This is a genomic window from Candidatus Shikimatogenerans silvanidophilus (assembly GCF_018200315.1).
In the GTDB taxonomy this organism is placed as follows: domain Bacteria; phylum Bacteroidota; class Bacteroidia; order Flavobacteriales; family Blattabacteriaceae; genus Shikimatogenerans_A; species Shikimatogenerans_A silvanidophilus.
Window position 1 is genome coordinate 1 of record NZ_JADFUB010000011.1, and the last position, 8,653, is coordinate 8,653.

Sequence of the window (8,653 nt, forward strand, 5' to 3'; positions counted from 1 at the left end):
ATTTTTACATAAAAATGATAAATTATTTCCAATAAAAATTATATTAATAATAAAAAATATATTTTTTATTATTTTTATAATATTTTTTTTAATATTATTAATTAAATTAATAAAATTAATTAAAAATAAAAATAATTATATAAATGTTACTATACATTATTTTTATAATTTTTTTTATCAATTATTTAAAATTTTATTAATTTTTTTTTTTATAATAACAATTTTTTTTTTTTTATTTAAAATTAAATTAATTAATATTATAAATAAATTAGGTCCTTTAACTGCAATTATTATTATTATTTTTAAAGATACTATTATTGGATTTTTATCTGTAATTTATATATATATTACAAAAATTATTAAAATAGAAGATTGGATATATATTAAAAAATATGAAATAGAAGGTATAGTAAAAAAAATTAATTTATTATATGTAAAAATAGAAAATTTTGATAGAAGTATAACAAATGTTCCTATATATGACTTTATATCTACATCTATTATTAATTTTGAAGAATTACGTAAAAAAAATATTCGTAGAATTAAAAGGTTTATTTTATTTGATATTAAATCTTTTAAATTTTGTAATAATATAGAAAAATATAAAAAAATTTTTTTAATAAAAGATTATATAATAAATATAGAAAAAAATAATAATAATAAATTATTTACTAATATTGGAATATTTAGAAAATATTCATTTATGTATTTAAAAAAAAATATTAATATTTCTAAAAAAGAAATTATAATGGTCAGACATTTAAATATAAATGAATATGGACTACCTTTAGAAATATATTGTTTTACAAAAACTTCTATTTTATTAGAATATGAAAATATTCAAGCAAATATATTTGATCATTTATTAACTATTGCACAAGAATTTGATTTAAAAATCATTAACATTTACACAAGAATTTAAAAATAATTAACATTAAATTAAAATAAATTTTTTTTAAAAAAAAATGAAAAAAATATTATGTGTTTCTTCATCAATTTCACCTTTCTTAAAAAGTAATTTAATTTCTTATAATGTAGAAAAATTTTTACAGTATAATAATAAAAAAAATGATGTAAGACTTTTTATGCCTAAATTTGGAATTATTAATGAAAGAAAACATCAATTACATGAAGTAATAAGATTATCTGGAATAAAAATAAATATAAATGATCTATATAAACCTTTGATTATTAAAGTATCTTCTATAAATAATTATAATTATAAATTACAAGTTTATTTTATATATAATGAAGAATATTTTAGTAGAAAAGGAGAATATAGAAATAAAAAAGGATTATTTTTTAAAGATAATGATGAAAGAATTCTTTTTTTCACTAAAGGAGTTATTGAATCATTAAAAAAATTGAATTGGATACCAGATATTATTCATTTACATGGATGGTTTACTTTTTTAATTCCTATTTATATAAAAACTATTTATAATAATATTTTTAATAATAAAAATACAAAAATTATTACATACTTATATAATGATTTTTTTAAAGAAAAATTAAATAATAAATTAATAAATAAAATTTTATTAGATGGTATAAAAGAAAAATATGTACAAAAATTAAAAAAACCAAATATTTTAAATATTTATAAAATTTGTTTAGATTTTTGTGATTTTATTTTTAAAAATGAAAAAGAAAAATTATATATAGAAGTAGAAAAATATATAATTAAAAAAAAAATTAAAATTTTAAATAATGATAAAATAATAAAATAATTTTAAAAAAAATTATTTTATTTATTTAATTTTTTTATAAAAAAATTAAATTTACTTTTTAATCTTGAAGCTTTATTTTTATGTATAATATTTTTTTTTATTAATTTATCTATCATAGAATATACTTTTCTTTCTTCTTTTTTAATATTACTTAAATTTTTAGATTTTATTAATTTTTTAATTTTAGTTTTTAAACTTTTAAATTTATATTTATTTTTTATTTTTTTTTTTTTATTTTTACGTATTTCTTTAATTGCTGATTTATGATTAGCCATAATAATAATAACAATAAAATAATAATTTTTTAAGTAGCTCATAGGGGAATCGAACCCCTCTTTTCAGAATGAAAATCTGATGTCCTAACCGATAGACGAATGAGCCTAATACACATAAAAATTATAATTAATATATAAAATAATTATATATATAATTATAATAATTATAAATTATAATAATTATAATAATTATAATAATTATAATAATTATAATAATTATAATAATTATTTTTTTTTATTAATATTTATTAATATTTATTAATATTTATTAATAATATTAATAATTATTAAAATAAAAAAATAAATAAAAATAATAAAATAATAAAATAATAAAATAATATAATTAAAATTTATTATATAAAATTTATTATATAAAAATAATTATAAAAAAAAATTTTATTATTTTATTATTAAATAAAATTATTAAATAATATAAATATATTTATTTTATAAATATATTTTTATTTTTTTTATTATTTTTTAATATCGAAACCTATTTTTTCCATATCTTCCCAAAAATTTTTATATGATTTTTTTACTACTTTAGGATCAAATATTTTTATAGGATATAATATTCCTAAAGTAGAAAAAGACATAGCCATTCTATGATCTTTATAAGTATTAATACATATTTTTTTATTATTATATTCTTTATAAGAAACAATCTCAATAGAATCTTTATTTATATTAGATTTAATACCTATTTTTAATAATTCATTTTTTAATCCTTTTAATCTATCAGTTTCTTTAATTTTTAAAGTTTCTAATCCTTTTATAATACATTTTATTTTAAGTCCAGCACAAGTTACTACAATTGTTTGAGCTATATCTGGTGTATAATTTAAATCTAATTCTAAAAATTTAGGATATTTATGATATTTTTTTTTATGTAAAAAAATATAATCATTATGAAAAATAGTTTTAATACCAAAATAATTTTCATAAATTTTATGAACATACATATCTCCTTGTAAACTTTTTTTTTTATACATTTTTAAATAAAGATTACAATTTTCTGAAAAAGTGCATAAAGAATAATAATATGATGCTGAACTCCAATCTGATTCTATACAAAAATTTAATTTTTTTATATCTTTTTTAGGAAATAAAACAATTTTTCTATCTTTTTCTTTAACATAAATACCAATTTTTTTTAAAATTTGTAAAGTCATGTTAATATATGGATAAGATGTTATTTTGCCTAATAATTTTATTTCTAATTTTTCTTCTAATTTTGGTGCTATTAACATTATAGCACTAATATATTGACTACTAACATTTGAATTAATTTTTACTTTTCCACCTTTTAATTTTTTACCTATTATTCTTATTGGTGGAAATCCATCTTTTTCAAGATACTCTATTTTTGCACCCATGTTATTTAAAGTATCTACTAATATTTTTATAGGTCTATTTTTCATTCTAGATGATCCTGTTAATATTACATTTTTTCCTTCTTCAGAAGAAAAATAAGCTGTTAAAAATCTCATTGCTGTTCCAGCATGATTAATATTAATTATTTTTTCATTATTATATAAAGATTTTTTTAAAATTTTAGTATCTTCTGAATCAGAAATATTTTTTAATATTATTTTATTTTTATAAATTTTTTTTAAAATTAATAATCTATTTGATTCACTTTTAGATCCTGTTATATTAATTAATCCAGTTATTGATTTTTCTTTTTTAGAAATATTAAAAAATTCCATAAATAATAAATAAAATAATAAACATATGTATGCAGACCCGTGAAGATTCGAACTTCAACTAACAGAACCAAAATCTGTTGTGCTACCGTTACACCACGAGTCTTATTATTAAAATTTAAAATATATATTAAGTTTTTAAAATATATGTTAAAATTTTATTATATAAATTAAAAAAATATATAATATATTAATTATATATAATATATACATATATACATAATTGATTTATTAAATAAAAATTTTATATGTTAAAAATTAGATTACAAAGAAAAGGAAGAAAAAAAAGACCTTTTTATTCTATTGTTGTAGCAGATTCTAAATATAAAAGAGATGGAAGATTTTTAGAAAAAATAGGTGTTTATGATCCTATGAAAAATCCAAGTTTTATTTTTCTTAATGAAGAAAGGTCTTTATATTGGATGGAAAAAGGAGCACAACCTACAAAAACTGCTAAAAATATTTTATCAAAAAAAGGAATTTTATTAAAAAGACATATTTTAAGATTAAATAAAAATAAAAATAAAATTAAAAATAAAAAAATAAAAAACAATAACAAAAATAATAACAAAAATAATAACAAAAATAATAACAAAAATAATAACAAAAATAATATTAAAAATAATAATAAATAAATAAAATAATAATATAAAATAATAATTAAAATATATAAATAAATATATTTTAAATTATTAAAATATATTATGAAATATAATAATAAAAATATTTTTTTATTAGGTTATATTAAAAATATTAAAAATGAAAAAATAGGAATTAAATTATTAATAAAAGAAAATTTTTATTTTTTTTTAAAATTAAATTTTTTTTTTATAAAAATAGATGGTATTTTAACACCATTTAATATTTGTTTTTATAAAAAAAAAAAAGACATAATTTTTTATTATTTATTAAATAATCCACCATACTTTAACAAAGAAAAATTTTTTATAAAAAAAATTTTTTTTTCACCATATTTTTATACTTTTTGTAATGAAAAAAATTTTATATTTATAAAATATAAATTAATTAATTATTCTATAATAGATAAAAAATTAGGATTTATAGGAAAAATTATAAATATAAATAATATTTTTCCCCAAGCTTTATTTAAAGTTTATTGTAAACTTAAAAATAAATTTATTTATATTCCATCAGTAGAAAATTATATTAATAAAATTGATTTTAAAAATAAAAAAATTTTTATGATAATTCCAGAAGGATTATTAACATTAAATTAATAAATAAAACAATAAAACATTAAAAAATAAATAACAATAAAACATTAAAAAAACATTAAATTAAATATCAGTATTTGCATTTAAGGCATATTTTTCAATAAATTTTTTTCTAGGAAAAACATTATGGCTCATTAACATAGAACAAACTTTATCTGCTTTTTCTTCATCATGTATATATATTTTTCTTAAAAAACGATTTTCAGGATTCATTGTTGTTTCCCATAATTGATTAGCATTCATTTCACCTAACCCTTTATAACGATGAATTATTATTTTTTTATTATTAAAAAATTTATTTATTAAATTATTTTTTTGTTTTTCATTCCATGCATACATTTTATTTTTTTCATTTTGTTTTATTAAAAAAAGAGGAGGCGTAGCTATATATATATGACCATTTATAATTAATTTTTTCATATATCTAAAAAAGAAAGTTAATAATAATGTAGATATATGACTTCCATCTACATCTGCATCTGTCATAATAATAATTTTATGGTATTTTAATCTAGAAATATCTATATCAAATTCTTTATGATTTTTTTTATCATTAAATGATATTCTTAATGAAGTAAAAATATTTTTTATTTCTTCATTTTCAAAAACTTTATTTACAATAGATTTTTCTACATTTAATATTTTTCCTCTTAATGGTAAAACTGCTTGAAAATTTCTATCTCTTCCTTGTTTTGCAGTACCACCTGCAGAATCTCCTTCAACTAAATAAATTTCGCATAATTTAGGATTATTTAAAGAACAATCAGATAATTTAATTGGTGTATTATTAATATAATTAGTTTTTACCTTTAAATTTATTAATTCTCTTGCTTTTTTTGATGCTATTCTAGCTCTTGCTGATAAACAAATTTTATAAAAAATTTTTTTATAATATTTAGGATTTTCTTCTAAAAAATTACTTAATACATTTATAGTAAGTATTTCTATTTTTTTTATTATATCTTTATTAACTAATTTTGTTTTTGTTTGTCCTTCAAATTGTGGATCAGAAATATAAATTGATAAAATAGCTGTTAATCCTTCTAATATATCTTCGTTTATAATGTATATTTTATTTTTATTATTTTTATTATTATTATTATTATTAATAAATTTTTTAAATACTTTAAAAATAGCTTTTTTAAACCCTAAAACATGAGTACCACCTTCTTCAGTTTTTATATTATTAACATATGAAAAAATATTTTCTTGTAAAGATTCATTATATCTAAGAACTATATCAATAAACAAATTATTTTTATATTTTTTTTTAATAGAAATAATTTTTTTAATAACTGGTTCTTTTTTTTTATCTAAAATAATTAAAAATTCTTTTAATCCTTTTTTTGAATAAAAAACTTCTTCTTTATTATTTATTTTATCTATTAATAATAATTTAAGTCCTTTATTAAGAAAAGATAATTCTCTTAATCTATTAAAAATTATTTCATAATTATATGATTTTTCTTTAATAATATTATCATCAAATAAAAATTTTATTTTTGTTCCTATTTTATTTGTATTTCCTATTATTTCTATTGGAGAAATAGGTTTTCCAAATTTATATTTTTGTTGATAAATTTTATTATTTCTATAAATAGTTGCAATAAATTTTTTAGACAATGCATTTACACAAGATATTCCAACTCCGTGTAAACCTCCTGATATTTTATAATTTTTTTTATCAAATTTTGCACCAGATCCAATTTTTGTTAAAACTACTTCAAGAGCTGATTTTTTTTCTTTTTTATGATAATCTACAGGAATTCCTCTTCCATTATCTTCTACTTCAATAAAATTATTTTTATAAATTGTTACTATAATTTTATTACAATATCCTTCTAAATATTCATCTATAGAATTATCTATTACTTCATTTAATAAATGATGTAATCCTTTTATTCCAGTATTTCCAATGTACATAGAAGGACGTAATCTAATATGTTCTATTCCTTTAAGAGATTGTATATGTTCTGCATTATAATTATTCATAAAATTTATTATATTTAGTGCGGATGAAGGGATTCGAACCCTTAATGCTTTTAAGCACTAGATCCTAAGTCTAGCGTGTTTACCAATTTCACCACATCCGCTTAAAAACATTAACTAATTATTATTTATTTATTATTAAAAATAATATTTTTTTCATTAAAAAAACTAAATTCTAAATATTTAAATGAATCTCTAGAAATAATTTTTATCCATTTTTTATATTTTAAAAACCATTTTAATTGTATAGAAAATATTCCTTTTTTTAAATAAGCAGAAATAAATGGATGAGTATGTAAATAAATTTTATCATTTTTTTTTTTTTTTCTTTGTATAATTATAATACTATCTAAGATAGATTCTATATAATAAATATGTGAGAATGGTGAAATATTTGTATCTTTATAGTTAAATTTAAATTTTTTTATAATTTGATTTCTAAATCTTTTACGAGTAATTTGAACTAATCCAAATTTTGTTGGTGGTAATATTTTATGTTTTGTTCTATCAATTTTCATTTTTTTTTTAAAATGTTCATAAAGTATTTTTTTATCATTTTCTTTATTAAGATCTATAAAATCAATAATTATTATTCCACTCATATCTCTTAATATAATTTGTTTAACTATTTCATTAGAAGCTAATAAATTAATTTCTAAAGATGGATACTCTTTATTTCCGCTATTAACATCTATTACATTAAGAGTTTCAGTATGTTCAATAATTAAATAACCTCCTTTACCAAATGGAACTTTTTTACTTAATAACATTTGAATTTGTTTTTCTACTCCATATTTTTCAAATATAGAAATATATCCATTATAATATTTTAATATATTTTTTTTATATATAAATTTATCTATAAATAATTTAATTTTTTTATATAAATTTATATCATTACATGATATAACATTAAAATCTTTATTATATGTATCTCTTAATATGCATAAATATTTATTTTCTTCATTTAATATTTTAGTAATTTTATTTTTATATATTTTTTTTATAACATTATTCCATTTTTCTTTTAAATAATCTATATCTTTTTTTAAAAATTCTATTTTTTTATTTTTAGATAATGTTCTAATTATTATACCAAATCCAATAGGTTTAATTTTATATATTATTTTTAATAGTCTATTTATTTCTTCTTTATTTTTTATTTTTTTAGATATTAAAATTTTATCTGAAAATGGAATTAAAACTATATATCTACCTGGTATAGTTATTTCTGTTGTTAATCTTGGTCCTTTATTATATATTGGTTCTTTTATAATTTGAACTAATATTTTTTCACCTACTGTTAGTATATCTGAAATATTTTTTTTATTATTTTTTATATATAAATCTTTATAATGTAAAAATGCATCTTTATAATTATTTATATTTATAAAAGCTGCATTTAATGAATTAAAAATTTTTTTAACTTTTCCTAAATATATATCTCCAACAGAAATTTTTTTATTTATAGATTCTTTATAAAAGAATGATAATTTTCCATTTTTTATAATAGCAATTTCTATTTTTTTTTCTACTTTTTTTACATTTATAATTAATTTTTTATTCATTTTTATGAATAAATTATATTTAATAAAAAAAAATTTTTATTTTTTTTTTTTTTTTTTTTTTTTTTTTTTTTTTTTTTTTTTTTTTTTTTTTTTTTTTTTTTTTTTTTTTTTTTTTTTTTTTTTTTTTTTTTTTTTTTTTTTTTTTTTTTT

Annotated in this window: 8 protein-coding genes and 3 tRNA genes; 4 read left to right on the forward strand and 7 right to left on the reverse strand. The window is 15.0% G+C overall.

The features are described from left to right. On the forward strand, positions 1–922 hold a 922-nt coding region (locus KHQ18_RS01515), incomplete at its 5' end, for a mechanosensitive ion channel domain-containing protein (protein WP_212113370.1). Positions 923–965: 43 nt separating this feature from the next. Continuing rightward, the gene (locus tag KHQ18_RS01520) at positions 966–1,730 is read left to right on the forward strand and encodes a glycogen/starch synthase (protein ID WP_212113371.1); all 765 of its coding nucleotides are present in this window, start codon (positions 966–968) and stop codon (positions 1,728–1,730) included. 17 nt (positions 1,731–1,747) lie between these two features. On the opposite strand, the gene rpsT is transcribed toward KHQ18_RS01520, so the two are convergent. From rpsT to KHQ18_RS01540, 4 genes are all read right to left on the reverse strand, one after another. Further along, complete coding sequence (rpsT, locus tag KHQ18_RS01525) at positions 1,748–2,005, reverse strand: 30S ribosomal protein S20 (RefSeq protein ID WP_212113377.1); 258 nt, start codon at positions 2,003–2,005, stop codon at positions 1,748–1,750. A 34-nt stretch (positions 2,006–2,039) separates the two neighbouring features. Further along, positions 2,040–2,111 (reverse strand) — tRNA-Glu (locus KHQ18_RS01530). Positions 2,112–2,478: 367 nt separating this feature from the next. Continuing rightward, on the reverse strand, positions 2,479–3,714 hold the full coding sequence (locus KHQ18_RS01535) for a 3-phosphoshikimate 1-carboxyvinyltransferase (protein WP_212113372.1): 1,236 nt from the start codon (positions 3,712–3,714) through the stop codon (positions 2,479–2,481). A gap of 32 nt (positions 3,715–3,746) precedes the next feature. Then, a tRNA-Gln gene (locus tag KHQ18_RS01540) sits at positions 3,747–3,817 on the reverse strand. A 142-nt stretch (positions 3,818–3,959) separates the two neighbouring features. Here KHQ18_RS01540 and rpsP point away from each other — a divergent pair. Then, on the forward strand, positions 3,960–4,346 hold the full coding sequence (gene rpsP / locus KHQ18_RS01545; protein WP_212113373.1) for a 30S ribosomal protein S16: 387 nt from the start codon (positions 3,960–3,962) through the stop codon (positions 4,344–4,346). Positions 4,347–4,415: 69 nt separating this feature from the next. Then, positions 4,416–4,949 (forward strand): hypothetical protein, encoded by a 534-nt coding sequence (locus KHQ18_RS01550; RefSeq protein ID WP_212113374.1) that lies wholly within the window; start codon positions 4,416–4,418, stop codon positions 4,947–4,949. Positions 4,950–5,009: 60 nt separating this feature from the next. Here KHQ18_RS01550 and KHQ18_RS01555 read toward each other — a convergent pair whose 3' ends face one another. The 3 genes from KHQ18_RS01555 to KHQ18_RS01565 all read right to left on the reverse strand — a co-directional run bounded on the left by KHQ18_RS01555 (position 5,010) and on the right by KHQ18_RS01565 (position 8,503). Then, positions 5,010–6,938, reverse strand: a complete 1,929-nt coding sequence (locus tag KHQ18_RS01555; RefSeq protein WP_212113375.1) for a DNA gyrase/topoisomerase IV subunit B — start codon at positions 6,936–6,938, stop codon at positions 5,010–5,012. An 18-nt stretch (positions 6,939–6,956) separates the two neighbouring features. Then, positions 6,957–7,039 (reverse strand) — tRNA-Leu (locus KHQ18_RS01560). A gap of 24 nt (positions 7,040–7,063) precedes the next feature. Beyond that, positions 7,064–8,503, reverse strand: a complete 1,440-nt coding sequence (locus KHQ18_RS01565) for an Rne/Rng family ribonuclease (RefSeq protein WP_212113376.1) — start codon at positions 8,501–8,503, stop codon at positions 7,064–7,066. Positions 8,504–8,653 lie beyond the last annotated feature (150 nt).

Excerpts from the sequence above, each read along its gene's own strand:
- KHQ18_RS01565 (WP_212113376.1), bottom strand. The coding sequence starts at position 8,503 with ATGAATAAAAAATTAATTATAAATGTAAAAAAAGTAGAAAAAAAAATA.
- KHQ18_RS01535 (WP_212113372.1), bottom strand. The coding sequence starts at position 3,714 with ATGGAATTTTTTAATATTTCTAAAAAAGAAAAATCAATAACTGGATTA.
- KHQ18_RS01550 (WP_212113374.1), top strand. The coding sequence starts at position 4,416 with ATGAAATATAATAATAAAAATATTTTTTTATTAGGTTATATTAAAAAT.
- KHQ18_RS01555 (WP_212113375.1), bottom strand. The coding sequence starts at position 6,938 with ATGAATAATTATAATGCAGAACATATACAATCTCTTAAAGGAATAGAA.
- KHQ18_RS01520 (WP_212113371.1), top strand. The coding sequence starts at position 966 with ATGAAAAAAATATTATGTGTTTCTTCATCAATTTCACCTTTCTTAAAA.
- rpsP (WP_212113373.1), top strand. The coding sequence starts at position 3,960 with ATGTTAAAAATTAGATTACAAAGAAAAGGAAGAAAAAAAAGACCTTTT.
- rpsT (WP_212113377.1), bottom strand. The coding sequence starts at position 2,005 with ATGGCTAATCATAAATCAGCAATTAAAGAAATACGTAAAAATAAAAAA.